The organism is Pseudomonas sp. BF-R-30 (assembly GCF_019956175.1).
GTDB lineage: Bacteria > Pseudomonadota > Gammaproteobacteria > Pseudomonadales > Pseudomonadaceae > Aquipseudomonas > Aquipseudomonas jessenii.
The window spans coordinates 157,610-181,808 of record NZ_JAHBDE010000075.1; the positions used below are offsets into that span (position 1 = coordinate 157,610).

The 24,199-nt window shown below is 59.0% G+C and carries 24 protein-coding genes and 2 tRNA genes; 7 read left to right on the top strand and 19 right to left on the bottom strand.

Annotation, left to right across the window (positions count from 1 at the left end; translation table 11 throughout):
- Positions 1 to 478 precede the first annotated feature (478 nt).
- The 8 genes from KGB20_RS27585 to KGB20_RS27620 all read right to left on the bottom strand — a co-directional run bounded on the left by KGB20_RS27585 (position 479) and on the right by KGB20_RS27620 (position 7,494).
- Positions 479 to 1,807, bottom strand: a complete 1,329-nt coding sequence (locus KGB20_RS27585) for a tyrosine-type recombinase/integrase (protein ID WP_108216166.1) — start codon at positions 1,805 to 1,807, stop codon at positions 479 to 481.
- Positions 1,808 to 1,971: 164 nt separating this feature from the next.
- Positions 1,972 to 2,047: transfer RNA gene (locus KGB20_RS27590), tRNA-Thr, on the bottom strand.
- 78 nt (positions 2,048 to 2,125) lie between these two features.
- On the bottom strand, positions 2,126 to 2,950 hold the full coding sequence (locus KGB20_RS27595; RefSeq protein WP_150812013.1) for an FkbM family methyltransferase: 825 nt from the start codon (positions 2,948 to 2,950) through the stop codon (positions 2,126 to 2,128).
- 343 nt (positions 2,951 to 3,293) lie between these two features.
- Complete coding sequence (locus KGB20_RS27600; RefSeq protein WP_154910710.1) at positions 3,294 to 4,523, bottom strand: methyltransferase; 1,230 nt, start codon at positions 4,521 to 4,523, stop codon at positions 3,294 to 3,296.
- The gene (locus tag KGB20_RS27605; RefSeq protein WP_008046525.1) at positions 4,504 to 5,193 is read right to left on the bottom strand and encodes an ABC transporter permease; all 690 of its coding nucleotides are present in this window, start codon (positions 5,191 to 5,193) and stop codon (positions 4,504 to 4,506) included. The genes KGB20_RS27600 and KGB20_RS27605 overlap by 20 nt, the downstream gene beginning before the upstream one ends.
- Entirely contained in the window at positions 5,190 to 5,885 is a 696-nt protein-coding gene (locus KGB20_RS27610) for an ABC transporter permease (protein WP_057712425.1), read from the bottom strand. Before KGB20_RS27610 ends, KGB20_RS27605 begins: the two co-directional genes overlap by 4 nt.
- Before the next feature lie 72 nt (positions 5,886 to 5,957).
- On the bottom strand, positions 5,958 to 6,707 hold the full coding sequence (locus KGB20_RS27615) for an ABC transporter substrate-binding protein (protein ID WP_015093061.1): 750 nt from the start codon (positions 6,705 to 6,707) through the stop codon (positions 5,958 to 5,960).
- Positions 6,708 to 6,720: 13 nt separating this feature from the next.
- Positions 6,721 to 7,494: an ABC transporter ATP-binding protein gene (locus KGB20_RS27620; protein WP_007972784.1), complete on the bottom strand. Its 774-nt coding sequence runs from the start codon at positions 7,492 to 7,494 to the stop codon at positions 6,721 to 6,723.
- A gap of 564 nt (positions 7,495 to 8,058) precedes the next feature.
- On the opposite strand from KGB20_RS27620, the gene gabP reads away from it, so the two are divergent.
- Positions 8,059 to 9,450, top strand: coding sequence for a GABA permease (gabP, locus tag KGB20_RS27625; protein ID WP_057712424.1), 1,392 nt, complete (start codon positions 8,059 to 8,061; stop codon positions 9,448 to 9,450).
- Between the two features lie 71 nt (positions 9,451 to 9,521).
- Here the strand turns inward: gabP and KGB20_RS27630 are convergent, their stop codons facing one another.
- The 4 genes from KGB20_RS27630 to KGB20_RS27645 form a co-directional block, all read right to left on the bottom strand.
- Positions 9,522 to 9,974, bottom strand: a complete 453-nt coding sequence (locus KGB20_RS27630) for a hypothetical protein (RefSeq protein ID WP_057712423.1) — start codon at positions 9,972 to 9,974, stop codon at positions 9,522 to 9,524.
- A gap of 6 nt (positions 9,975 to 9,980) precedes the next feature.
- A complete protein-coding gene (locus KGB20_RS27635) occupies positions 9,981 to 10,397 on the bottom strand; it encodes a hypothetical protein (protein WP_090452584.1) in 417 nt (138 codons plus the stop codon).
- 38 nt (positions 10,398 to 10,435) lie between these two features.
- Positions 10,436 to 11,410: an alpha/beta fold hydrolase gene (locus tag KGB20_RS27640; RefSeq protein ID WP_154910709.1), complete on the bottom strand. Its 975-nt coding sequence runs from the start codon at positions 11,408 to 11,410 to the stop codon at positions 10,436 to 10,438.
- Positions 11,411 to 11,487: 77 nt separating this feature from the next.
- On the bottom strand, positions 11,488 to 12,537 hold the full coding sequence (locus tag KGB20_RS27645; protein ID WP_154910708.1) for a YhcG family protein: 1,050 nt from the start codon (positions 12,535 to 12,537) through the stop codon (positions 11,488 to 11,490).
- Between the two features lie 252 nt (positions 12,538 to 12,789).
- On the opposite strand from KGB20_RS27645, the gene KGB20_RS27650 reads away from it, so the two are divergent.
- A complete protein-coding gene (locus KGB20_RS27650; protein ID WP_154861224.1) occupies positions 12,790 to 13,239 on the top strand; it encodes a carboxypeptidase regulatory-like domain-containing protein in 450 nt (149 codons plus the stop codon).
- A 30-nt stretch (positions 13,240 to 13,269) separates the two neighbouring features.
- Here the strand turns inward: KGB20_RS27650 and KGB20_RS27655 are convergent, their stop codons facing one another.
- The 7 genes from KGB20_RS27655 to KGB20_RS27685 form a co-directional block, all read right to left on the bottom strand.
- The gene (locus tag KGB20_RS27655) at positions 13,270 to 14,076 is read right to left on the bottom strand and encodes a TSUP family transporter (protein WP_102670733.1); all 807 of its coding nucleotides are present in this window, start codon (positions 14,074 to 14,076) and stop codon (positions 13,270 to 13,272) included.
- A 70-nt stretch (positions 14,077 to 14,146) separates the two neighbouring features.
- On the bottom strand, positions 14,147 to 15,226 hold the full coding sequence (locus KGB20_RS27660) for a hypothetical protein (protein ID WP_150812007.1): 1,080 nt from the start codon (positions 15,224 to 15,226) through the stop codon (positions 14,147 to 14,149).
- A gap of 318 nt (positions 15,227 to 15,544) precedes the next feature.
- Positions 15,545 to 15,620: transfer RNA gene (locus tag KGB20_RS27665), tRNA-Phe, on the bottom strand.
- Between the two features lie 103 nt (positions 15,621 to 15,723).
- Positions 15,724 to 15,996 (bottom strand): oxidative damage protection protein, encoded by a 273-nt coding sequence (locus KGB20_RS27670; protein ID WP_007989188.1) that lies wholly within the window; start codon positions 15,994 to 15,996, stop codon positions 15,724 to 15,726.
- On the bottom strand, positions 15,993 to 17,060 hold the full coding sequence (gene mutY, locus KGB20_RS27675) for an A/G-specific adenine glycosylase (protein ID WP_150812006.1): 1,068 nt from the start codon (positions 17,058 to 17,060) through the stop codon (positions 15,993 to 15,995). The genes KGB20_RS27670 and mutY overlap by 4 nt, the downstream gene beginning before the upstream one ends.
- The gene (locus tag KGB20_RS27680; RefSeq protein ID WP_154861221.1) at positions 17,057 to 19,288 is read right to left on the bottom strand and encodes an AsmA family protein; all 2,232 of its coding nucleotides are present in this window, start codon (positions 19,286 to 19,288) and stop codon (positions 17,057 to 17,059) included. Before KGB20_RS27680 ends, mutY begins: the two co-directional genes overlap by 4 nt.
- Positions 19,289 to 19,366: 78 nt before the next feature.
- The gene (locus KGB20_RS27685) at positions 19,367 to 19,771 is read right to left on the bottom strand and encodes an acetyl-CoA sensor PanZ family protein (protein ID WP_057712414.1); all 405 of its coding nucleotides are present in this window, start codon (positions 19,769 to 19,771) and stop codon (positions 19,367 to 19,369) included.
- Positions 19,772 to 20,002: 231 nt separating this feature from the next.
- Between KGB20_RS27685 and KGB20_RS27690 the strand changes: the two genes are divergently transcribed.
- From KGB20_RS27690 to hisA, 5 genes are all read left to right on the top strand, one after another.
- The gene (locus tag KGB20_RS27690) at positions 20,003 to 21,667 is read left to right on the top strand and encodes an OFA family MFS transporter (protein WP_154910707.1); all 1,665 of its coding nucleotides are present in this window, start codon (positions 20,003 to 20,005) and stop codon (positions 21,665 to 21,667) included.
- 262 nt (positions 21,668 to 21,929) lie between these two features.
- Positions 21,930 to 22,523 carry an imidazoleglycerol-phosphate dehydratase HisB gene (gene hisB, locus KGB20_RS27695; RefSeq protein ID WP_003218037.1) on the top strand — a complete coding sequence of 198 codons (594 nt, stop codon included), beginning with the start codon at positions 21,930 to 21,932 and terminating at the stop codon, positions 22,521 to 22,523.
- A complete protein-coding gene (gene hisH, locus KGB20_RS27700) occupies positions 22,523 to 23,161 on the top strand; it encodes an imidazole glycerol phosphate synthase subunit HisH (protein ID WP_154910706.1) in 639 nt (212 codons plus the stop codon). The genes hisB and hisH overlap by 1 nt, the downstream gene beginning before the upstream one ends.
- Positions 23,162 to 23,419 carry a DUF2164 domain-containing protein gene (locus tag KGB20_RS27705; protein WP_007989200.1) on the top strand — a complete coding sequence of 86 codons (258 nt, stop codon included), beginning with the start codon at positions 23,162 to 23,164 and terminating at the stop codon, positions 23,417 to 23,419.
- 42 nt (positions 23,420 to 23,461) lie between these two features.
- Positions 23,462 to 24,199: a 1-(5-phosphoribosyl)-5-[(5-phosphoribosylamino)methylideneamino]imidazole-4-carboxamide isomerase gene (gene hisA / locus KGB20_RS27710; RefSeq protein ID WP_027617356.1), complete on the top strand. Its 738-nt coding sequence runs from the start codon at positions 23,462 to 23,464 to the stop codon at positions 24,197 to 24,199.

Below are 24,199 nucleotides of genomic sequence, written 5' to 3' on the forward strand. Positions count from 1 at the left end.
TAGCGCCCGTCTCTTTCCGGAAGAAAGAGACGGGCGCAGGTTGGCGCAATGAAATGGCCAAGCGGATAGGTTGCTGCAGGGCAGCGAAGTAAAGGGGCATCTGGCGCACGAGGGCCATGAGTAGAAGTGGCATCCATCACATGGGTAGTGACCGTGCGTGCTGCCGGACGCTAAACGCACTTGGGGAGAACCACCACGGTGTGGCGTAGCCTTAAAGGTCCTGGCTACCTGGGTCGCTGTCAACGACAGCGCTTTGCCAGATCTTTTCTACGCCTGTGGATAATTCGGGTCAAGGCTCGAATTTCCGGGAGTTCTGCGGCTGTGGATGAAATTATCCACCAGTGGAAATCAGTGGTTTTCCACAGACAGTTTGCGTGGGCTTTAGATTTTTTAAATGAGGTCCATCCAAGCAGGGCGGCTTTGCAGCCCCGCTTGGATGGACCCGCGTGGAAGGGCGGACTGCGGTGATCTCTTTGGCTTACCCACGTTTGGATGCGCCACGGCTATTTTGTAGGGCTGTAATGTTGTCGCCGACCGGGTGAGCGAATTCGTGGGGCGTCACATGCCCATGGCGGTTGGCGTCGATGTAGTTGCTCCACCACGCCATGATCAGCCGACGCTGTTCGAGGAATTCGGCCTTGTGGATATAAGCGGCGCGCACGCGGTTGCGTTCCTTGTGACTCATTTGCCGTTCGATGGCTGCGTCGGTCCATAACCCGGACTCCAGCAGGGCGCTACAGGCCATGGTCCTGAAGCCGTGGCCGCACACGTCCTTGCTGGTGTCATAGCCGACGTTGCGGAGCATGGTGTTCACCGTGTTCTCGGACATGGGCTTCCAGTACTTGTGGTCTCCCGGTAGCACTAACTCTGAAAAACGACTGAGGCTGCGCAGGCGCTCCAGTATTTCGATGACCTGCGGCGAGAGCGGAACCATTTGAATGTCGCCGTTCATTTTGGTCCCGCGTGTGGAGTTGCGTACCCCTTCAATCGGTGCGCGGGTATCGGGGATTTCCCACATGGCGCGTTGGAAGTCGAACTCACTCCATCGCGCGAAGCGCAGTTCGCTGGAGCGGACAAATACATGCAGCGTCAACAGGACGGCGAGGCGCGTCAGCTCGCGGCCGTTGTAGTTGTCGATACGGTGTAGAAGCTCGGGTAGACGGTTGAGGGAGAGGGCCGGGCGATGGATTGTGCGCGGCGCGTGAATCGAGCCTGCCAGATCCAGTGCAGGATTCATGGTGATCTGCCGAGCCCTTTTGGCCCCGCGCATGATGGTGGATAAGTAGTTCTGTACCCTTAACGCCACATCCATGGTGCCGCGTTCCTTGATGCGCTGGGTGATCTCTAGCAGGTCGTGGGTATCGAGTTCGGCGATGGGGCGTTGGCCGATCAGCGGGAAGACGTGGGTGCGCAGTCGGCTCATTACGGTTTTTGCGTGGCCTTCGGTCCAGCGACGGGACATGTCGGCGTGCCACTCCAGAGCAACGGTTTCGAAAAGCAGTGCCGCCCGCTGGGCTACGATCTTGGCCTTCTTCTTTTCTTCCATTGGGTCGAGGTTGTCGAGCAACAACGCCTTGGCTTCATCGCGCTTACGTCGTGCGACGGAAAGGGTAACGATGGGGTAATTGCCGATGATGAGCGTACCTTCCTTGCCACTGGGCTTGGTGTATTTCAAGCGCCAGGTCTTCACGCCATTGGGTTTGACGAAAAGGTACATGCCGCCGCCGTCGAACAGTTTGTAGGCGTGTTCGCGGGTTTTGGCCGTGCGGCATTGCAGGTCGCTGAGGGGGATCGCTAGACGTGGCATAGGGGTACGCGCTCCTGACCGGGAAATCGCAGTACCCCTAACATACCCTCGGGGAAGGGGGATTTTGTTGGATCCCGACGGAGGGTCCTGGAACGAAAAAACCCGCCAAAGGGCGGGTTTTCGGGGCTTCCAGAGTATTCGGTGGAATGCAATGGAGCCTAATGTGGTGCCGGCACCAGGAATCGAACCCGGGACCTACTGATTACAAGTCAGTTGCTCTACCATCTGAGCTATACCGGCGTGTCAGGGCGACGATTATAGCGATTGGTTGGCTTCTGTAAACCCCTGAATTTTGACTATTTTTGCGCGGGCTTCAGGTCAGGCTCGCAGCAGGGTTTTCTTGAGTTTCTGGATGGCTTGCCAGGTTCGACTGTTTTGCATCGCGCGCAGCTGTGCTTCGGCCTGCTCGGCGCGTTGCAGGGCGGCGGCGAGCTGGTGTTCGGCGTCGCTGACGGGGTGGCTGAACTTGTGGCCTTTGCAGAACTGGAACTCGTCCAGGTTGCACGGCGGGATGTCGAAGGCGGGTTTGAGGTTCAGGTGTTCTTCGGCGAGGTAGTAGGTGTTGATGCCGTCGAACAGGATGGAGTGGTAGCCGGCGTCGGTGACGAGGGTTTCCCAGGCCTGGTCGCGGGCCCAGGGGGTTTCGATAAGGATCACCCATGGCCGCCATTGGCTGAAGTCCATGCCGCGCAGGACGGTTTCTTCGTGGCCTTCGACATCGATTTTCAGGAAGTGAATGGCGCGGCCCTGGGCGTGTTCTTCGCAGATGGAGGCCAGGGTGCGGGACTTGATCGTTTGGTTGCGCACGTCCATGCCGGCGTCTCGGTGCAGTTTGGCCATGGCCGGGTCCAGGGTCGAGAGGCCGGTGCCGGCGATGCCGTAGAAGGTCAGTTCGTCAGCACTTTCCCCGGCAGCGCACTGCAGGTTGATGTCTTTGGGACGTTGCTGGCTCAGGGCTTCGAAATAGTTGGGCATCGGTTCGACGTTGATGCCGGTCCAGCCGTTGTCGTAGAACGCCTTGGTGACGGAGTCATGGGTGGGATCGTTTGCCCCGACGTCGATGTAGAAGCCGTTCTCGACGGTTTTGAGGGCGCGCCACAGGCGTATGTCTTCGAAATTCTGTGCGTAGGAAATGAACGTCACTGGCGCATCCTGTCGGAGGAATGTTCTTGTTCGTGGCCGCGCTGCCGGCGCCCTTGCGTGTGTGTATATCAAGAGTAATGAAAGGGTGCAATTTCCCCTGTCTGCGATCCGGGATTAGGCATTTATGTCGTTTTGATTAAATGCTTATGCACAATGCCATTGGCAGCGCACTGGGTTTAGGCCGAATTTGTGGATCCGTTCTCGTTTGTTCGCAAATACCTGTTTTTTCGATTTTTTATGCGGGTGTATAAAAAATGAACAGTGTGGATTTAGCCCTGAAACAGGCGTGGATATTGGATCCACGATTATTTCATCAACAGAGTTATCCACAGGTCGGATGTATTTAAGCGCGTTCGGCCAGGAGCAGGAAATTACGCGGCGTGAGCGGGGGTTCGCAGAAGGTGCCGACGCGGACGCTGTAGCCCTGCTCGGTGAGGAAAAGTGCCCGGTCAAGGACCAGCCAAAGCTCCAGTGGGCGTCGGAAAAGTCCGCGTAGTAGTTCAAGGTTGCGCACTTCGGCCAGTCGCTGCCAACCAGAGGCTTCGAGGGCTGACCAATCTTGCGGGCCGATTGTGGATAACTCTTTGAGAGTGGCCAGATGATGACAGTAATCGGCGAAGGGTTTGTCCAGCCAGGCGCTGGGCAGGGAGGGGGTTGGCAGGTACTCGTCCATTCCGCGCAGTTGCCGTTGCAGCAAGTCGAAGCCCAGGCGCCGGGCCATGGAGGTGTCGCGTTGACGTCGCACGCGGGCACCGGCGGTAACGGTTTCGCTCATGGGCAACGCGAGGTCGTCGAGGGAAAGCTGTAAGCCGGAGCCTTGGGCGGTCGAGGAAATCGGCGAGTATTGGGCAAGACTGATCCGGTTGTAGCAACACGGCGCGATGGCGAGCTGTTTGCAGCCTGTGACGCTGGCGAGTTGAATCAGCCGCACATGTAAATCACCGCAGGCGTGAAGCGCGACGGGCGTGTGATACGCACCCAGTAAACAAGCTGCGTCTGCCGCGAGCACATCCTGTTCGATATGCAGCGCATGCAGGTGATGGCGCTGGCTGAGTGCCTGGCCGCTGGTTACCAGTGCCGGATCGTATTCCAGGCACGTCAGTTGTTGCCCCGGTTGCAGTAGGCGGCGGCCCAGATGTCCCTTACCCGAACACCAGTCCATCCAATGCTGCGGTGCTTCGGAAAACTGCAATCGGCTGGCGAAGGCTTCGATCTGTTGCCATTTGCGCCCCGGTACATCGACGTTCAACCGATGGCCCGCCGCTTTGAGTGTGCGAGCCGGCAACTCATCCACGGCACTCAAGCCAGCGGACATTGTTGCCAGGGAAGCAAAGGGCTCCGGTGCATTCAGAAGGGCAGGTTGGTTGTGAGCGTTTTCCGCGTCTTCCAGCGACCGCTTGCGTAGCCATGCGGCCAGCTCCGGGTAGGACGCTTCCCAGGGAAGATGCCGATGAGTGAACGGTCGGGGTTTCCACAGTGCCTGATGCTCTGTCAGAAAAGCATCCAGCGCGGTGAAGCGGGCGAGCAGGGCCTCGCCCGTCAACACGCCGGTATCAACGCCCTTGGCAGGCATCGACGCGCAACCAGCGCTCCAGCAGCTTGAAGCCACGCACCAGCACGTAAGCCATTACCAGATAGAACATGCCCGCGGCGAAGAAGATCTCCACCGGGAGGTAAGTCCGGGCAATGATGGTGCGGGCCATGCCGGTCAATTCCAGCAGGGTCACGGTGCTGGCCAGGGCGCTGGCCTTGAGCATCAGGATCACCTCGTTGCTGTAGGCCGGCAGGCCGATGCGCGCGGCGCGCGGCAGGATGATGTAGAACAGCGCTTTGGGTCTGGACATGCCCAGCGCCCGTGCCGCCTCGATCTCGCCCGGTGGAATCGCCTGGATGGCGCCCCGCAGGATTTCCGCAATGTAGGCCGCGGTGTGCAGGGTCATGGTCGCCGTGGCGCACCAGAACGGATCGCGCAGGTACGGCCACATCGAACTGTTACGGATCGCGTCGAACTGCGCCAGGCCGTAGTAGACCAGGAACAGTTGAACCAGCAACGGCGTGCCACGGAAAAAGAAGATGTAGCCGTAGGGAAATGCCCGCACCCACCACAGGCGCGACGAGCGGGCGATACCCAGTGGAATGGCCAGCAGCAAACCGGCGATCACGGCGATGGCCACCAGTTCCAGGGTCAGGGTTGCGCCCTGAGCCAGTTTCGGCAGCCACTTGATGATGACTTCCCAGTTCATTGGGTGCTCCTCGCGAAGCCGCGAGCGGCACGTTTTTCCAGGAAGTGCATGCCGGTCATCGCCAGCACCGTCAGGCTCAGGTACATGAACGCGGCCACCATATAGAAGGTGAACGGTTGCTTGGAGACGGTCACGCCGATTTGCGCATGACGCATGATTTCTTCCAGGCCGATCACCGACACCAGCGCGGTGTCCTTCATCAGGATCATGAACAGGTTGCCCAGGCCGGGCAGGGCAATGCGCCACATCTGCGGCATGATCAGCTTGGTGAAGATGCGCCATTTCGACAGGCCCAGGGCCACGCCGGCTTCACGATGGCCTTTGGGGATGGCGAGGATCGCACCGCGAAACACTTCCGTGGCGTAGGCGCCGAAGCACAGGCCCAGCGCGATCACACCGGCGGCGAAGGCGTTGAGTTCAAGGTCGGGGTTGCCGAAGAACTCGCCCAGGGCACGCATCAGGTTGACCGTGCCGAAGTAGATCAACAGCACCCAGAGCAATTCCGGGATACCGCGAACCAGGGTCGAATAAGTGCCGCCAAGCCATTGCAGCGGCTTGTACGGGGAAGTCTTGGCCAAGGCGCCGAGCAGACCGAGTACCAGCCCCAGGCACAGGGCCGAGAGTGCCAGTTTCACAGTCATCAGCGCGCCAGCGGCGAGCGCCGGGCCGAATCCGTAGAGGTCGATAATCATGGATTTCTTTTCAAATCGCGGCAGGCAAGGCCGAGAACCGGCGCCATCAGGCGCCGGTCAGGCAGGTCAGTATCAATAGATGCTGAACGGGAAGTACTTGTCGTTGATCTTCTTGTAGGTGCCGTCAGCGACGATTTCTTTCAGCGCGGTGTTCAGCTTCTCGCGGATCGGGTCCTTCTTGCGCACGGCAATACCGATCTTGTCGCTCTCTTCCACTGGGTCACCCTTGAACTCGTAGCTACGGCCAGCGTCGCTTTTCAGCCATTCGTAATTGACGTACTTGTCGGCCAGGATGCCGTCCAGGCGGCCGGAAGTCAGGTCGAGGTAGGCGTTTTCCTGGGTGTCGTAGAGCTTGATGGTGATGTCGTCACCATAGTTGTCTTCCAGGAAGGTGCCGGCCAGGGTAGCGCGCTGGGCGCCGATGATCTTGCCTTTGAGCGCGGCCTTGTCGGTTTTGAAGTCGATGTCTTTCTTGGCGATGAACTGCAGCTTGTTGGAGTAGTACGGGTCGGTGAAGTCCACCGCTTGCTTGCGCTCGTCGGTGATCGACATCGAGGAGATCAGGAAGTCGAACTTCTTGGCGTTCAGGGCCGGGATGATGCCGTCCCAGTCGGAGGTCACGACGGTGCACTCGACTTTCATCTTGGCGCACAGGGCGTCGCCGATCTCTTTGTCGAAGCCGACGACATTGCCACTGGCATCTTTATTGTTGAACGGCGGGTAAGCCGCTTCGATGCCCATCTTCAGGGTTTCGGCCATGGCACCGGCGCTGAACGCCAGGGTGACGGCGGCAGCCAGGAAGACCTTTTTGTAGTTTTGCATGTGGGTAGCTCCGTTAGCGGTTGCTGGACATGAATTGTTTGCAGCGCGCCGAAAGCGGGTTTTCGAACACCTGCTGTGGCGATCCTTGCTCTTCTACCAGGCCCTGGTGGAGGAACACCACTTCACTGGAGACCTGACGGGCGAAGCCCATTTCGTGGGTCACGAGCAGCATGGTGCGGCCTTCTTCGGCCAGCGCGCGGATGACATTAAGTACTTCCTGGACCATTTCCGGGTCAAGCGCCGAGGTGGGCTCGTCGAACAGGATGACCTTGGGCTGCATGGCCAGGGTGCGGGCGATGGCCGCGCGTTGTTGCTGGCCGCCGGACAACTGCGCCGGGTAGGCATGGCGCTTGTCGGCGATGCCGACCTTGGCCAGCAGGGCTTCGGCCACTTCGATGGCTTCGGCCTTGCTCTGACCGAGCACGCGGCGCGGGGCTTCGATGATGTTGTCGAGCACACTCATGTGCGGCCACAGATTAAAGTTTTGAAACACAAAACCGATTTCGCTGCGCAGGCGATTGATCTGCTTGCCGTCGGCGGCCACCAGTTCACCGTTCTTCGCGGCCTTGAGCTTGAGTTCTTCGCCGGCGACCAGAATCTGGCCCTGGTGCGGGTTCTCCAGCAGGTTGATGCACCGCAGGAACGTGGACTTGCCGGAGCCGGAGGAACCCAGGATCGAGATCACATCGCCGTCGCGGGCGGTCAGCGAGATGCCTTTGAGCACCTCCAGCGAACCGTAGCGTTTGTGCAAGTTGCGGATTTCAAGCGCGGGCGTGGCCTCAGCCATGTGCGTTCCTCATATATGTTGCGCTCCTGCTGTTGGCGGCCTTCCTGGCGAGGCGGCCAACCTAGCATAGCGTTTCAATGGCAGCCAACAGCGCTAGGGACGGTAAACGGCTGGTGCGTGGCAGGTTGTCGCATCAGCGCAGCAGACTGTCGCCCCATCAACAACCGAACAGCCGTTTGAACCTTGCCTGTCGATAAAAAGCGCGGTGGCTGCCGCAAAAAAAGGCGCGATGTTGCCAGCTTTGACAGGGTGTTGGAAGCGCTATCCGGCCAAATGCACCGCTTGTGCACTTTTAATGTGCGCGGAGCCCTTTTCAGGTGTGTTTCCGGTGCGCTGATGTATCCGCAAAAGTGGGTCGCAGGGTAACGCTTTGGCAAAGTGCCATTAAATTCAAAGGGTTGCGATGACCGTCCGGTCGAGGCGAGATCGCCGGGCTAGAGGGTTTTGAAATATTTTGGCGCAATTATTGCGTGCAGAATCCAGAACGCCCTGTTGGCTTCTTTTTACGAGAAGGTCCGCCGAACGGGATGCACGCATTCGCTTCTCCTTACAAAGGTAGTTTTAATGAGCAGTACCCAAAGCTCTAATGGCCTCGAACAGGGGCTCAAACCGCGCCACGTGACCATGCTGTCGATTGCCGGGGTTATCGGCGCCGGCTTGTTCGTTGGCTCGGGTCACGCCATCGCCGCTGCAGGTCCGGCTGTTCTGTTGGCTTACGCCGCCGCCGGCATGTTGGTGGTGCTGGTGATGCGCATGCTCGGCGAAATGGCCGTTGCCTCGCCGGACACCGGTTCGTTTTCGACTTACGCCGACCGCGCGATCGGTCACTGGGCCGGCTTCACCATCGGCTGGTTGTACTGGTGGTTCTGGGTTCTGGTGATCCCGTTGGAAGCCAACGCTGCCGCGACCATCTTGCATGCCTGGTTCCCTGGCGTGGACATCTGGGCCTTCGCCCTGGTCATCACGATGCTGTTGACCGTGACCAACCTGTTCAGCGTGAAGAACTACGGTGAATTCGAGTTCTGGTTTGCCCTGATCAAAGTGTTGGCCATCATCGGTTTCATTGTTCTGGGCCTCATGGCGATCTTCGGCTTCCTGCCGGGCAGCCAGGTCAGCGGCGTTTCCCATCTGTTCGACACCCAAGGCTTCCTGCCAAACGGCATGGGCGCGGTGTTGGGTGCCATCCTGACCACCATGTTCTCCTTCATGGGCACCGAGATCGTGACCATCGCGGCCGCGGAATCGAAGAACCCTGGCAAGCAAATCTCCAAGGCCACCAACTCGGTTATCTGGCGGATCGGCTTGTTCTACCTCGTGTCGATCTTCATCGTCGTGGCTCTGGTGCCTTGGAACGACCCGGTACTGGCAAGCCTGGGCTCCTACCAGACTGTACTTGAGCGCATGGGCATCCCTAACGCCAAGATGATCGTCGACATCGTGGTGTTGGTCGCTGTGACCAGCTGCCTGAACTCGGCGCTCTACACCTCGTCGCGGATGTTGTTCTCCCTGGGCAAGCGCGGCGATGCGCCGGCCATGTCCACCCGCACCAACAAAAGTGGCACGCCATACTGGGCGGTGATGCTGTCCACTGGCGCAGCGTTCCTGGCAACATTCGCCAACTACGTGGCTCCGGCTGCGGTGTTCGAATTCCTGCTGGCCAGCTCCGGCGCCATCGCATTGCTGGTGTACCTGGTGATTGCGATTTCGCAACTGCGCATGCGCAAGCAGCGTATAGCGCGCGGGGAGAAAATTGCCTTCAGCATGTGGCTGTTCCCGGGCCTGACCTACGCGGTGATCGTCTTCATCGTCGCGGCCCTGACCATCATGCTGTTCCAGGAAGCCCATCGCGTGGAAATTCTCGCGACCGGCTTGCTCAGTGCTCTGGTGGTAGCGGCCGGCTTGCTGGTGGCTCGCCGTCGCAAACTGGAAAAGCGTGGCGCGGTAGTGCTGAACTGATCCATACCGCGTAACGCAAAACGGCCGCTGTCAGTGATGACAAGCGGCCGTTTTTGTTTGAGTCGTAACCCTTACTCGGCTTTTTCTTCCGGCGCTTCCAGCGACTCGCGGTAGACATCCAGTGCGTCACCGAAGTCAGCAATGAACTGCGGTTCGCTCAGCCACGCCTGGGCGGTCTCGCGGTCCATGCCGTCGGCCCACATGCGGTAGTCGATCAGCATGTCGGCGGCCAGGTGGGTGGCGGCCATGCCTTCGTCGTCGGCGTTTTCCATGTCCAGCAGTTCTGGATGGTCGATGATGATAAAGGCCAGGTTCGTCAGCAGCACCGAGAGCATTTCGCTGCGGCTGACGGCTTCCGCGTCACGCATTTTGCTGAACATCGCCAGGGTGTATTCCGGGATCGGCTCGGCGAGGTGGCCAAGATCATCGTCCAGCGCGGCGGGTTTTCGGCCGTGGATATTGATCTGCTTGGCTTTGGCTTTTGCGCGCTTGGCGCGTTTCTGTTGCTTGTTCAGGGAGGCCATGGGAACTCAGTTCGGTTTCTGTTGGGTTTGCGCGGCAATGGCGTCGGACGCCGCCACGTAGTCGGCCTGAAAGGCCGGTGATTCGATCCACGCCAGGGCGCCGGCTTCGTCGGTTTCGGTTGACCATTGGCGATATTCGATCAGCGCGGCAAGGATGAAGTCCATCGCGCCTTCCTCGCCTTCCTGCTCGTACACCAGTTCCAGCAACGGGTCTTCGAGGAAGGCCGTGCACAGGGCTTGCTGGCTGATCTTTTCGGCGTCGATCATTTTCTTGAACAGTTCGGTCAGGTCCACCGATTCGAAGTCGATGCGATCGTCGTTCGGGTCCAGTTCCACCGGTGCGGCAGCTCGCTGGGTGCGGTTTTGCTTGGCCTTGGCCTTGGCGCGGGAGGCGCGTTTTTGCTGCTTGTTGGCGGAGGCCATGGGCGTCGTTCCGTAATTCGTTGAAAGGGGCGGGTGGCTCAGCTGCGTGGCACCGTTCGCCCGGGTGTGCCGGGGACCAGTTCGCCGTTTTGCAACCAGGCCAATGCAATGGGCCATAGTGTGGCTTGGTATGCGCTGCGAAAAAAGGCGAAATGTCCGACTTCTTCTTCGCCGATGTCTTCAGGACGGATACGCAGGTGAGAGTTTGTGCTGCCGGTGAAGTAGCCGAGCAGGCGTTCGATGGCCGGGACCGTGCCGTAGGGATCGTCGCTGATGCTGATGGCCAGGGTTTGCGCGGTGACGCCGGCAAAGGGCAGCTGCCCGGCGGTTTTGCTGATTGTGCGGCCGCTGGAGCGTTTCTCGTAGCGGGCAGTGGAGAGGCTCCAGTCACGGACCACGCCGGCGGGTGTGTCTTCCAGCCAGCCAAGGCGCTTGCCCGGAAAGTAGCCGCACAGCATCGTCACCAGTGGCATCACCACATGCCACTTGCCGAACATTCGCCAGCGCTGAGCGGGCGCATAGTCGCGCCAGTAGGCGAATTGCGCACCGACCGTCACCAGGCGCCGTATCAGGTGCCCGGACGCCCCCAGGCCCGCTGCACAGCCGCCAAAGCTGTGGCCGACCACATCGATAGGCTGTTGTGGGAACTCACGCTGTGCGCGCTTGAGCATCGCCTCGAAATCCAGCGCTCCCCAATCGGTCCACGAGGCTTGAAGACCCTTGAGCGATGCCGGCCGCGACTCGCCGATGCCGCGGTAGTCATAGGTGATGACATCGAAGCCGTGGACGAACAGGTAGTCGGCGAAGCGCGAGTAGTGGCGACAACGGACCGAGGTGGCGGCATTGATGATCACGACCGGGCGAGCGGTGTCCCGAGAAGGGTGTCGCCAGGTGAAGCCGCCGAGGATGAAACCATCCGAGGCGGTTTCCTTGAACGGTTTGCCGGGCGTGGTATCCGGCAGCGGCAACTCGTTGCGACTGGGGGCCAGCGGAGGCGTGTCCTGCAAATTCATCGGTGTCAGACCTTTGCGGGTAGCTGCCAACGATAGTCTTGATGCCGTTGATGAACAATCCATTCGCCTCAACGCATTTACTGATTGAGCAATCGTTCTTCAAGTGCCACCCGTTCCCGATCCAGCTCATTACGGAGTTCCTCCTCACTCGGTAGGACAAGCTTGTACTTGCTGGCGAACAGTTGCTCGTTTCCTTCGAGCACTGAATACCGCACCACGGATTCATCCTTTTGCGCACAGAGAATGATGCCGACCGTGGGGCCGTCTTCCACGCCGCGTTTCAGGTCGTCGTACATGCGTACGTACATGTCCATCTGCCCCACATCCTGATGGGTCAGTTCACCGCGCTTGATATCGAAGATGACGAAGCACTTGAGCAAGTAGTTGTAGAACACCAGATCGATGTAGAAGTCTTTGCTGTCGGTACTGATGCGTTGCTGGCGGGCAATGAATGCGAAGCCCTTTCCCAGCTCCAGCAAGAAGCCCTGCAATTGTTCGATAAGCGCTTGTTCGATCTCGCTTTCCTGAAGCTTGCCGGCATTGGGTAAACCAAGAAACTCCAGTACTACCGGATCACGGACGAAATCCCGAGGGCTGGCCTTCATGTTTTGAATGTGGGTGGCGGCCTCCTGCTTGACGCTGCCGCGATCGCGGCTCGCCAGCAGGCGTTCGTAGTACAGCGTATTGATCTGGCGTTCCAGGGCGCGGCTTGACCAGTTTTGGGTGGCTGATTCGTTCATGTACCAGAGACGAGCGCTGTCGTTGTCGACCCGAAGCAGGTGGCGGTAGTGGGTCCAGCTCAATTCGTGACGCAGTGCGTCACGAATTGGAAAGGCTTGATAGAACAGACGCATGTACCGAAGGTTGGAAGCGTCAAATCCCTTTCCGAACTCCGCAGTTAGTGCTTTGGCCACCGTCGACGGTAACTCTTTGCCATACCTGACCCGTCGCGCGCCGTTCTGTTCGAACTCAACGATATGCCGACCAGTTTGCCAACAGGTTTGCACTTGCACGGTGTCGGCTGCCCGAAGCACTTTCTGACGTGCCTGATGGATCAATTTGCCAAGGTTGCCAAGCAGTGATGCCAGATGTGGGTCGTGAGTGTCGTTGGGGGTGGGGGCCGTCATGAGGTCTTCCGCAGCAGGTTGAACAGCGAAAGAGAATGACAAGAGAGCCCCTTCGAAGATGCCGGGGGTTGCCGAGAAACAGGCAGGAAATACCGGGTTGTCCGGCAGGACAGGTCTGATGGTGGGCGAGGGCTGAGGAACAAATGGCGTAGTACGTTTCGTACTCAGGCCAAATCAATCTAAACGCCTCCCTCCGGCTGGAAATCCAAAGAGTGTAACGATTGGGTTCCGCAGAACCCGGGAGTCGCCATCATGAAATACCTCCATACACTCCTGTTGCCCCTCACCGCTGTAGGCGTGCTGTTGTTTCCAGCGATGACACCTGCCGCCAGCCTTGAGCCCATCGACGGCCAGGGGGTGCAGGTGCAAAGCCAGGAACAAAACGGCATCACCTACCTGTCCGGCGGTATCGGCGAGGATGAGTCCAAGGCCATCCAGCAGACCACTGGCTACAACCTGCACATGACGTTCTCTGTCGGGACGGGAAATGAATACACTTCTGATGTGAATGTAGTTATTCAGAAAGCCCCGGGGCAGACCGTACTGACGCTCAATGACGCCGGTCCGCTGGTTTACGTGAAACTGCCTGCCGGCAAATATACGGTCATTGCGACGCGTAACGGCGAAACACGGCAGGACGTTGCCGATGTTGGCAATGGTGCAGCCCGTAACCTGGTTTTCCACTGGAATGATGCGAGTTAACGAGAGGCTCTGAACCCTGAGTCCTGCGACTCAGGGTTTTTCGTGATTAACACCCGCGTACGCCTGGATGAGTGCAACGCGTAAAGGGTTGGTTTCTACGCTCAGCAGCTTGATGGCCAAAGCGCAGCAGACCACGATCAACATGGGTTTGATCAACCGTGGTCCGACCCGGACAGCGGCCCGTGCACCCAATTGAGCGCCGATGAAGGCCGCCAAAGCCATGGCTATGGCTATCGGCCAGATAATCACACCTTTAGTGATAAAGACCGATAGGGAACCGAGATTGCATGAGGCGTTGGCAAGTTTGGTAAAGCTCATGGCCCGCATCATGCCCAAGCCGCAGAGCAGTACAAATCCGACAATAAAGAAAGAGCCCACACCGGGGCCGAATATACCGTCGTAAAAACCCAGGATCGGCGCAACGCTAAACGAAAAAAACAGAACACCAATTCTCTTGCGTCGATCTTCATTGGCCAGCTTTGGAGAGAGCGCAAAATAGATGGCTACCAGAATCAGCATGATAGGCACGCAAACTTCCAGATAGCGCTTATCAATAGTGCTGACCAACAAGGCACCACTGGCGCCGCCAACAAATCCGCAGATAACCAGGAAACGGCCTTCGCGCCACTCGATCATTCCTTTGCGAGCAAAGGTTACCGTTGCCGAAACTGTTGCTGAAGCGGCCTGGAACTTGTTTGTGGCAATTGCACTGATCGGATCTACACCTGCCAGGAACAATGCAGGCAAGGTGATCAAACCGCCACCACCGGCAATCGCATCAAAAAAACCGGCGAAAAAAGCGACGAGCGCCAACATGCCAATTACATCCCAAGACATTGCATTCTCTCTTTATGGTTATTGGCCAGTAATCACATGACTGGTCGTTCAACAGCTGGTGATAAAAGAATCAGCCCTGCAGCACTAGCGGGTCGTCGGAAACAACGATGGGGCAAGAAAATTTTGAAAGTCCGAAAATACGAACCAAGACCCGTCTGTTGTCTTTGATGACATCGCGACAGTGCAGAGCCCGGATGTTATTGATGACCATGGCCGATTCCTGGTTCAGCGTGTACTCGACCGGAGTTGCTTCACCCACACCCTGGCAAAGGGCAGTGTAAGCCGCTTTCACAAAGGTCGAGGCGTTGTCATTGACCGAAAAACGATACGTGTTAAAGCGGGCTGCGAACCCTGCCTTGTCGTCGAACTCCAGAATCGAAACGTTGCGGCCATCTTCCCCTTTGCCACTGACAAAGGAGTCACTACGAGTGAACTGGAAGTTACCTGTGGTCAGTGCGAGGCAGTTGGTGACGCCAATTTTTTCGAGTATGGGAGGTAGTGGAATGACTCGCGTAGGCTCCAGGCTTGGGTTCCACAAGGCGGAAAGTATGAGCGACGATGGAGAGGGCGAGTGCCCGTCTTTCGCGTTCACGGCGCACCAGTAGGGCGCCTCTGTATGCGGGCCAAGCGCGAGGCCGGAATGGGAACTCAGTTCCTTGATGTCCGGCTCGGCAGGGATTCTGGTCAGTCCGCCGCCCTTGAAGTTGGCCACCAGTCGAACCAGTTTTCCTTCATTGTCCATGTCGTAGGCAAAGGCACTGTTACCCACCAGTTTCAACAAGATCTGATTACGGGCGGCCAGGCAAAGGACGTCGTATCGGTTTTCCAGGGATGTCTGGTCTGGTAGTGCATCTGGAGGGGTGGCGTCTGAGATTTTTTGCAGCCCTTCAAAGATCAACGCGCAAACAAGGCCTTCGGAATAGGCATCCAGCAGTTCGCATTGGTCTTTCGAAAACAGGAACGTTAATTCGGTGGCTGCCAGAGAGGCTTTGGACCTGGCTCCTGGTGCTTGAGGCCCGCCGATGGCGGTCAGCTCTTTGGCCAACTTGTGCAGCAATGCTGACTGGTGGATATCAAAGCTGAAAGTCCTGATTTCTTGTTCAGTAAAAAACTCAGCAGTTTCGACGTCTGGTTGAATCACCTCAGTCATTGTCTATATCCCTGTTGTGTATCTGCTCCCGGTTATGCGGCAGCTCCTCCCCCGATTCTGCTCAATTTCATTTTCAGCGTATGTCATCCATTTCCGTTAGAGCATACGGAGTGTTCCGACAGACCCGAGAGACTGCCAGGAAGGACCGATAACCAATGTCTGAAGCTTTCGGGACTTAGCCCCGGCAACCATTACGGGTACTGGCTGGCGTGGTGACAGGAGGTGGGAATTGTTGTTTCGAGGGTGACGGGATCGGTGCTTCATCAAATCCAAGGCATAAAAAAACCCTGAATCTTGCGATTCAGGGTTTTCGGTATTTGGTGCCCAGAGACGGAATCGAACCGCCGACACGGGGATTTTCAATCCCCTGCTCTACCGACTGAGCTATCTGGGCAACGGGGCGCATTAAACGGGTTTTTCAGGGGGTCGTCAAGCAAGTTTTCATAAAAATTTTAATTATTACCGTCGCTTACGTTCCGACCCCCGATAAATCGGGGTTATTCCGACGGCGGCACGTAGCCTTCGGCCTTGGCGTAATCCTCGCCGGAGAAGTACTTGTCCATCTCGCCCTGAAGATATTTGCGATCTTCGGCGTTCATCATGTTCAGGCGTTTTTCGTTGATCAGCAGGGTCTGGTGCTTCTGCCAGTCGGCCCAGGCCTTTTGCGAGACGTGGTCAAAAATGTCCTGGCCTTTGGCGCCCGGGAAGGGAGCGCGCTCCAGGCCTGGCAATTCTTCTTTGTACTTGCGGCACATGATGGTGCGGGTCATGACGACTCTCCTGCGTTCAATACGGCGGCCGCGCGTTCGAGCAAGGTTTTGACCGGGGCGGCAAGGCCCAGGCGCGGCGGGGTGGCGAGGTTATACCAGAGCCAGTCAGCCTCGGCCACGTGATGGCCGCTCTCCTGGACCTGAACCAGCCAGGGTTCGATGGATAACTGAAAATGGCTGAAGGTGTGCACCAGGCTTGGCAATGCCTGTTGTGTGCCCAGTTCCAGCGAGTGCTGCGATGCCAGGTGCGGCAGGTCATCGAGGTCGTCGAGTTCCGGCAGGCTCCACAAACCGCCCCACAGGCCCGTGGACGGGCGACGGTAAAGCAGGATCGCGCCTTCGGCGTTGGCGAGCATCGGCATCAGCGTGCGCTTCTGCGGGATGGCTTTGCGCGGCTTGGGGATCGGGTAGCGGGTTTCCAGGCCGAGCATGTGCGCCTCGCAGCCCTTTTCCAGCGGGCACAGCAGGCAACTCGGTTTGCTGCGGGTGCAGAGCGTCGCCCCCAGGTCCATCATCGCTTGGGTGTAGGCGTTGACGCGGGTCTGCGGCGTAAAGCGCTCAGCGTTGGCCCAGAGCTGTTTGGCGACCTTTGGCTCGCCGGGGTAGCCCTCTTGCGCGGTAAAGCGCGCCAGCACCCGTTTGACGTTGCCGTCGAGGATCGGCGCGCGCAGGCCCATGCTGATGCTGGCAATGGCGCCGGCGGTGGACAGGCCGATCCCCGGCAGATCAGTGAGTTTTTCCACGTCCCGGGGAAATTCGCCGCCGTACTGCTCGACGACGATCTTCGCGGTCTTCTGCAAATTGCGCGCGCGGGTGTAGTAACCAAGGCCCGTCCATAGGTGCAGCACTTCGTCTTCCGGCGCGGACGCCAGCGCCTGGACCGTCGGTAACGAGGCCATGAAACGGTCGAAGTAATTCAGCACGGTGCTGACCTGGGTCTGCTGCAACATGATTTCCGAGACCCACACCCGATACGGGTTGATGTCCTGCTGCCAGGGCAAATCGTGACGGCCGTGGCGGTCGAACCAGTCCAGCACCGCCGTTGAAAACTGCTCGGCTCTCATCGCTTGAACATTTCCTTGAGCGCGTCTTTCAGTTTCGGGTCGACTTTGTCGCCCCATTTCTCCTCGATTTTTTCGCTGATCCTGTCGCCAGCCTGTTTGACCGCGACCTGGCCCATGCGGTCGTTATCCAAACGGCAAGCCTTGGCGCCCAGCTCCAGCGGGCCGCGGCAACGCAGCGGCCACTCGATGCCGACAAACTTGTCGCCCACCTGGCAAGCAGGGTCCGGCATGGCGCTGGTATCGCCTTCGACGATGATGCCGACGCGGTAGTCCATGCCCAACACTCGCAGATCGATGTCACCGTCTCCGTTGACGGTCATGCCCGGGATGCGCACTTTCAGGTCCGGGTTGCTGGCCACGCCGTTACGCAAGGTCAGGTTGCCCTTGAGCTCCTGGAACGGTGTGTCCTTGCCCCGGGGCTCGCCGCTGAGGGTTTTGCGGTTGAGCGTGGCGATGCCTTTGCACAGCTGTTGCTCAAGGTTGGCGTTGAGCAGCACGCCATTGTTGATGATGAAACTGGCATTGCCGTTGAGGGTATCGATCAACGCTTTCTGGCTGTTGCCGCTGCCGGTCAGGCTGCTGTTGAGCGTGACCAGGCCTTTGACGGGCGGGTTCTTGCCCTGGCTTTCGAGGATTTTTTCCGCCGGTACCCGGCTGATCTTCGTCTGCAGGTTCAGCGCCGGCACTGGCTGGCGCACATCGAGCGTGCCGGTGGTTTCGAAGTTGCCCTCGTACAGATCGCCGCGCAGGTTGGCCAGTGTCAGCAGGCCACCCTGGCCGGTGGCCTTGAGCGCAGCGTTATGAATCGGCAATTTTTGCAGGGTCAACTGGCCGAAGGTCAGGTCGGCGTCCACATCGAGCTTGCTCAAGCGTTCCACGGGCAACAGGCGGTCGCTGCTCCAGGCGTCCTTGGTCGGCGCGGGTGGCAACGGAGTGCTGCCGGCGCCGGCCATTGCATCGGCTTCGGTGCTGGCGACTTCGGCCTGGCGCACTTGTGTCGCGCTATTGGCCTCGGCGGATTTCGGCGGCAGGTAGCGGTCGACGTTGAAGGTGTCGGCCTTGAGTGCTGCGCGCAGCGATTGCTTGGCGAAGTCTTCGACGGCAATGCGGCCGCTGAAGGTGCTGTCGTCGACTTTCAGGTTGATATTGTCGAGCGCCAGGCTGGTGGGTGTTGCAGCCAGACGGCTGACCAGTTCGACCTTGCTCAGGCTGCCTTCGGCCATGGCCGGGAGTTTCTGGCCGATGCTATCGACGAATTTCGCCAGGTCGAACTGGGCGATCGAGATGCCGCCACTGACTTGTGGGGTCTTGTCGAGGTCGTTGACCTTCAGTTCACCCAGTGCCCGCAGCTGGTTGGCGGAGATCTTGATGCCGGTCCACTCGGCGACATTGGCGGCCTTGTCCAGCACCAACTGGCCCTGGGCGGAGAACGTCATGGTCTTGCCTTGCAGCGGGTCGCCGGTCACTTCACCGGACAATTTCATGTCTTCGAGCTGATAGCGCTGCAGAGCGCGTGCGATACGCACCTCACCATTGAGCTCGGTGCGCACTCGCAATGCCGGCTGGTTGGCTGACAGGAAAGCCGTGAGCTTGAGCGGAATGTTGACGGAGTCGTGAACCGCACCGGTGCTCAACTGAATACTTTCGGCGCTGAAGCTCTTGCCGGTTCGTTCGTCGGTGTACTCGACCCGTGCGTTGTTCACGGTCAGGCTGTCGATGTCCAGGCGGATCGGCTGAGGCGGTTTTTCCGCCGCGACGCTGGCTTCGGGCGCCGGTTCGCCAGCGGCTGGCGGGGTGCTGGTCGCGCCGGTGTTGGCCGATACCGGCAGCTTGCCGACGTCTTCCCAATTGCCGTGGCCGTCCTTGTCACGGTTCAGGCGCAGGTTCAGGCCCTCGACACGTACGTCGCTCATCTGCACTTCACGGCGCAGCAGCGGCAGTACGCGTACCGACAGGCCTAGCATCTGCAAGTCGGCAAACGGTTCGGTCGGTTTGACCATGGTCGCGACACTGGCGTCGTGCAGTTCCAGGCCCAGCCACGGGAACAGGCTCCAGCCGATATCGCCATTGAGCGTCAGCTCGATGTGGGCCTTGTCGCGGGCAATCTGGCGGATCTCGTCTTTGTAGTCGTTGGGATCGAAGAGGTGGGTCAGGGCAAAGCCCAGCGCCACAATGATCAGCAACAGCCCGAGAAGTACCAGACCCAGGATTTTGCCGAACGCTTTCATGGGCGAGTCCTTGTAATTAGTCGAATTCAAAATTTAGCCGAGGAGTATAGCGCCCCCGAACAGACGACCGGTCAGTGATCACGCTGGCAGCACATCCAGTGGCAGTTTCAGCTTGGCGGCCAGCGCCTGAGCCTCCAGATGCCCGGCAGGCGCCAGCAGGCGCAGGGGCATGCCCGATTGCGCGGCCATTTTCTGGGCTTCGGCAACCAGTCGCTCGGCAACACCACGGCGACGGGTAATTTTTCGAACACATATTTGGGACAAGTGCCAGGCGTCTTGGTGCCTTTGCAACCGGGCCGCGCCCAGCAGGCGATCGTTGAAGCGTCCGGCGATCAGTGTGCCGTCGCGCAAACAGTCTTCGATCAACTGAGCGGCCCCGGAAAAAGGGGCGAACAGCCAGTCCGGGGCGTCGCAGTAGATCTTCTGCAGATCCTGCCGATCCTGGGCAGTGGCTTGGTTCAGCGGCTCGACAATGATCGGCATGGTGATTCCTGTGAGGTCATGAAGCGATAGAGATCAGATGACGTACAAAAGGTGATGTCAGCTTGGTTTTTCTGTCACTTGCAAATGGTAACCTTTGCCCGTTCGTCCGTCCTTCTGCGACCTGTTGTCGCACAACAAGGTGCTCTACAAAAAAAACGGTCATGCCTGCGTGCATAAAGGCCGGGAGTGAACTGTGGCTGGCGAACCATACAAATAATTGGGGGATACACAATGACCACGAGCATCACGGCGGACGGCTTCAGCGCCGACCAGCCTGCGTTCCTTTCCAAGGAGCGGATCATCGCCAAGTCCGGTTTCAACCGTTGGCTGGTGCCACCGGCCGCGCTGGCCATCCACTTGTGCATCGGTATGGCCTACGGTTTTTCGGTGTTCTGGTTGCCGCTGTCCAAGGCGCTGGGCATCTCCGCTCCAGTGGCCTGCGCACCGGACATGAGTTTTATCGCACAAGTCTTTTCGTCCCAGTGTGACTGGCCGATCTCGATGCTCGGCTGGATCTACACCCTGTTCTTCATCTTCCTGGGTTGCTCGGCTGCCATCTGGGGTGGCTGGCTGGAGCATGCCGGACCGCGCAAGGCCGGTGTCGTATCGGCACTGTGCTGGTGTGGCGGCCTGCTGATTTCGGCGCTGGGGGTGTATACCCACCAGATCTGGCTGATGTGGATCGGCTCCGGGGTCATTGGCGGTATCGGCCTGGGCCTGGGCTACATTTCGCCGGTGTCGACCCTGATCAAATGGTTCCCGGACAAGCGCGGAATGGCGACCGGCATGGCGATCATGGGCTTCGGCGGTGGCGCAATGGTCGGCGCCCCGCTGGCGGCGGCACTGATGGGGCATTTCGCCTCGCCAACCAGCGTCGGCGTCTGGCAGAGCTTCCTGGTGATGGCTGCCATCTACTTCGTGTTCATGATCGGTGGCGCACTGTCCTACCGCGTTCCGCCAACCGGCTGGAAGCCAGAAGGCTGGACGGCCCCGGCGAAAAAAGCCTCGAACGCGATGATCACTCATCGTCATGTTCACGTGAATGTGGCCTGGAAGACGCCGCAGTTCCGTCTGGTGTGGCTGGTGCTGTGCCTGAACGTATCGGCTGGTATCGGCATCCTCGGCATGGCGTCGCCGCTGTTGCAGGAAGTGTTCGCTGGCAAGTTGCTGGGCAATGACCTGGCGTTCGGCCAACTCGACGCTTCGCAACTGGCTTCGATCGCCGCCATCGCTGCCGGCTTCACCGGTTTGCTCAGCCTGTTCAACATCGGCGGGCGCTTCTTCTGGGCTTCGTTCTCGGATTACCTGGGCCGCAAAAACACTTACTTCGTGTTCTTCGCCCTGGGCTTTGCCCTGTACGGACTGATTCCGAACCTGGGTCACCTGGGCAGCATCGCGCTGTTCGTGGCGGCGTTCTGCATCATCCTGTCGATGTATGGCGGTGGCTTCGCGACTGTTCCGGCGTATCTGGCGGACCTGTTCGGTACGCAAATGGTCGGTGCGATTCACGGTCGTCTGCTGACGGCGTGGGCTGCTGCCGGTGTGCTCGGTCCGGTGCTGGTGAATTATCTGCGTGAATATCAACTGAGCATCGGCGTCGAGCGTGCGGCGGCTTACGACATCACCCTGTACATCCTCGCCGGCCTGCTGGTGCTGGGTTTCCTGTGCAACCTGCTGGTGCGTCCGGTGGCGGACAAGTACTTCATGACGGATGCTGAGCTGGCAGCCGAACAGGCGCTGGGTCATGACAAAGGCGCCGACAGCAGCACCGTGCTGGAGTGGAAAGCCGCGCCGGGCACCAAACCGCTGGCGATTGCGGCATGGCTGGTGGTGGGCATTCCGCTGGCGTGGGGTGTCTGGGTGACCTTGCAGAAGACGGCGGTGCTGTTTCACTAAGTAAAACGCATCACCCTGTGGGAGCGGGCTTGCTCGCGAAGGCGCAGTGCCAGTCGACTTAAAGTTGCCTGAAACACCGCCTTCGCGAGCAAGCCCGCTCCCACATTTTGTTTTGTGGTGTGCCAAATGGCTTGTATGGACATGTCTATCGCCGGCACCCCTGAATTCACTCCGTCAGGGATATCACCTCTCGTGTTTCTGTTTCGGCCCCGCACGCCTATAATGGCTGCCTTTTTCGCCCAATGATTTTGCGGAGCTGGTGATGGCCGAACGTAAGGCGTCTGTCGAGCGCGACACTCTGGAAACCCAGATCAAAGCCTCGATCAACCTCGATGGCACCGGAAAGGCCCGATTCGATATCGGTGTTCCTTTTCTTGAGCACATGCTGGACCAGATCGCCCGTCACGGGCTGATCGACCTGGATATTGTCAGCAAGGGCGACCTGCATATCGATGACCACCACACGGTGGAAGACGTCGGTATCACCCTCGGCCAGGCGTTTGCCAAAGCCATCGGCGACAAAAAAGGCATCCGTCGCTACGGCCACGCCTACGTGCCGCTCGATGAAGCGCTGTCGCGGGTTGTGATCGACTTCTCCGGCCGTCCAGGCCTGCAGATGCATGTTCCGTACACCCGCGCCACCGTCGGCGGCTTCGACGTTGACCTGTTCCAGGAATTCTTCCAGGGCTTCGTCAACCATGCATTGGTCAGCCTGCACATCGACAACCTGCGTGGCACCAACACCCACCACCAGATCGAAACCGTGTTCAAGGCTTTCGGCCGCGCTCTGCGCATGGCCGTCGAGCTCGATGACCGCATGGCCGGGCAAATGCCATCGACCAAGGGCGTCCTGTAATGCAGACAGTCGCGGTTATCGATTACGGCATGGGCAACCTGCACTCGGTGGCCAAGGCCCTCGAGCACGTCGGTGCCGGCAAGGTGCTGATCACCAGTGATGCCAATGTGATTCGCGAAGCCGACCGGGTGGTTTTCCCCGGCGTTGGCGCGATTCGCGATTGCATGGCGGAGATCCTTCGCCTCGGCTTCGATTCGCTGGTGCGTGAAGTCAGCCAGGACCGGCCGTTCCTTGGCATCTGCGTGGGCATGCAAGCCTTGCTCGACACCAGCGAAGAGAACGACGGTGTCGACTGCATCGGCCTGTTCCCGGGCGCGGTGAAGTTCTTCGGCAAAGACCTGCATGAAGACGGCGAACACCTGAAAGTCCCGCACATGGGCTGGAACGAAGTGAAGCAGAAGGTCAGTCACCCGCTGTGGCACGACATTCCGGACCTGGCGCGGTTCTACTTCGTGCACAGCTACTACATCGCTGCCGCCAACGCGCGGCAGGTGGTGGGTGGCGGTCACTACGGTGTCGATTTCGCCGCGGCGCTGGCCGAAGGCTCGCGTTTCGCCGTGCAGTTCCACCCGGAGAAAAGCCATACCCATGGCCTGCAGTTGCTGCAGAACTTCGCTGCGTGGGACGGTCGCTGGTAAATGGCCGTCAAGAAGAAGCCGCCGATTCTGACCCTCACTCCCGAACAGGAGAGCGAGGCCAATCGCAAGATCAAGCGTTTCATGGAAGACCGCTTTGAGCTCGACCTCGGTTCGTTCGAGGCGGCGGAGATTCTTGAGCTGTTTACCCGTGAAATTGCTCCGCACTATTACAACAGGGCGATTTTCGATGTGCAGGCGCACCTCAAAGAGAGGTTCGAAAGCATCGAAAGCGACCTGTGGGCGCTCGAGAAAAACTGATTTCCGAGCCAAGCTGAACATTCGAATTTGAAGGTTTGCCAGATGCTGATTATTCCCGCTATCGATCTTAAAGACGGTGCCTGTGTTCGTCTGCGCCAGGGCCGCATGGAAGATTCCACAGTGTTCTCCGATGACCCGGTGAGCATGGCAGCCAAGTGGGTGGAGGGCGGTTGCCGTCGTCTGCATCTGGTCGACCTGAACGGCGCCTTCGAAGGCCAGCCGGTCAACGGCGAAGTGGTCACCGCCATCGCCAAGCGTTATCCGAACCTGCCGATCCAGATCGGCGGCGGTATCCGCTCCCTGGAAACCATCGAACACTACGTGAAAGCGGGCGTTAGCTACGTGATCATTGGCACCAAGGCCGTGAAAGATCCGGCCTTTGTTGCAGAAGCCTGCCGCGCGTTCCCGGGCAAAATCATCGTGGGTCTGGATGCCAAAGACGGTTTTGTCGCCACTGACGGCTGGGCTGAAATCAGCACCATCCAGGTGATCGACCTGGCCAAGCAGTTTGAAGCCGACGGCGTGTCTTCGATCGTTTATACCGACATCGCCAAAGACGGCATGATGCAGGGCTGCAACGTACCGTTCACCGCGGCACTGGCTGCTGCAACAAAGATCCCGGTGATCGCTTCCGGCGGCATCCACAACCTGGGTGACATCAAGACCCTGCTCGACGCCAAGGCGCCAGGCATCATCGGTGCGATCACAGGCCGCGCGATCTACGAAGGCACCCTCGATGTCGCTGAAGCGCAAGCTTTCTGCGATTCATACAAAGGCTGA

Bases quoted from the DNA above. Each gene is read 5' to 3' on its own strand.
- KGB20_RS27605 (WP_008046525.1), bottom strand. From the start codon at position 5,193: ATGAACTGGGAAGTCATCATCAAGTGGCTGCCGAAACTGGCTCAGGGC.
- KGB20_RS27705 (WP_007989200.1), top strand. From the start codon at position 23,162: ATGGCCGTCAAGAAGAAGCCGCCGATTCTGACCCTCACTCCCGAACAG.
- KGB20_RS27640 (WP_154910709.1), bottom strand. From the start codon at position 11,410: ATGAATTTGCAGGACACGCCTCCGCTGGCCCCCAGTCGCAACGAGTTG.
- hisA (WP_027617356.1), top strand. From the start codon at position 23,462: ATGCTGATTATTCCCGCTATCGATCTTAAAGACGGTGCCTGTGTTCGT.
- KGB20_RS27645 (WP_154910708.1), bottom strand. From the start codon at position 12,537: ATGACGGCCCCCACCCCCAACGACACTCACGACCCACATCTGGCATCA.
- hisH (WP_154910706.1), top strand. From the start codon at position 22,523: ATGCAGACAGTCGCGGTTATCGATTACGGCATGGGCAACCTGCACTCG.
- KGB20_RS27615 (WP_015093061.1), bottom strand. From the start codon at position 6,707: ATGCAAAACTACAAAAAGGTCTTCCTGGCTGCCGCCGTCACCCTGGCG.
- KGB20_RS27600 (WP_154910710.1), bottom strand. From the start codon at position 4,523: ATGCCTGCCAAGGGCGTTGATACCGGCGTGTTGACGGGCGAGGCCCTG.
- KGB20_RS27685 (WP_057712414.1), bottom strand. From the start codon at position 19,771: ATGCCGATCATTGTCGAGCCGCTGAACCAAGCCACTGCCCAGGATCGG.
- KGB20_RS27680 (WP_154861221.1), bottom strand. From the start codon at position 19,288: ATGAAAGCGTTCGGCAAAATCCTGGGTCTGGTACTTCTCGGGCTGTTG.
- KGB20_RS27650 (WP_154861224.1), top strand. From the start codon at position 12,790: ATGAAATACCTCCATACACTCCTGTTGCCCCTCACCGCTGTAGGCGTG.
- gabP (WP_057712424.1), top strand. From the start codon at position 8,059: ATGAGCAGTACCCAAAGCTCTAATGGCCTCGAACAGGGGCTCAAACCG.
- KGB20_RS27655 (WP_102670733.1), bottom strand. From the start codon at position 14,076: ATGTCTTGGGATGTAATTGGCATGTTGGCGCTCGTCGCTTTTTTCGCC.
- KGB20_RS27610 (WP_057712425.1), bottom strand. From the start codon at position 5,885: ATGATTATCGACCTCTACGGATTCGGCCCGGCGCTCGCCGCTGGCGCG.
- KGB20_RS27620 (WP_007972784.1), bottom strand. From the start codon at position 7,494: ATGGCTGAGGCCACGCCCGCGCTTGAAATCCGCAACTTGCACAAACGC.
- KGB20_RS27630 (WP_057712423.1), bottom strand. From the start codon at position 9,974: ATGGCCTCCCTGAACAAGCAACAGAAACGCGCCAAGCGCGCAAAAGCC.
- KGB20_RS27585 (WP_108216166.1), bottom strand. From the start codon at position 1,807: ATGCCACGTCTAGCGATCCCCCTCAGCGACCTGCAATGCCGCACGGCC.
- mutY (WP_150812006.1), bottom strand. From the start codon at position 17,060: ATGAGAGCCGAGCAGTTTTCAACGGCGGTGCTGGACTGGTTCGACCGC.
- KGB20_RS27690 (WP_154910707.1), top strand. From the start codon at position 20,003: ATGACCACGAGCATCACGGCGGACGGCTTCAGCGCCGACCAGCCTGCG.
- KGB20_RS27635 (WP_090452584.1), bottom strand. From the start codon at position 10,397: ATGGCCTCCGCCAACAAGCAGCAAAAACGCGCCTCCCGCGCCAAGGCC.
- KGB20_RS27670 (WP_007989188.1), bottom strand. From the start codon at position 15,996: ATGACCCGCACCATCATGTGCCGCAAGTACAAAGAAGAATTGCCAGGC.
- hisB (WP_003218037.1), top strand. From the start codon at position 21,930: ATGGCCGAACGTAAGGCGTCTGTCGAGCGCGACACTCTGGAAACCCAG.
- KGB20_RS27660 (WP_150812007.1), bottom strand. From the start codon at position 15,226: ATGACTGAGGTGATTCAACCAGACGTCGAAACTGCTGAGTTTTTTACT.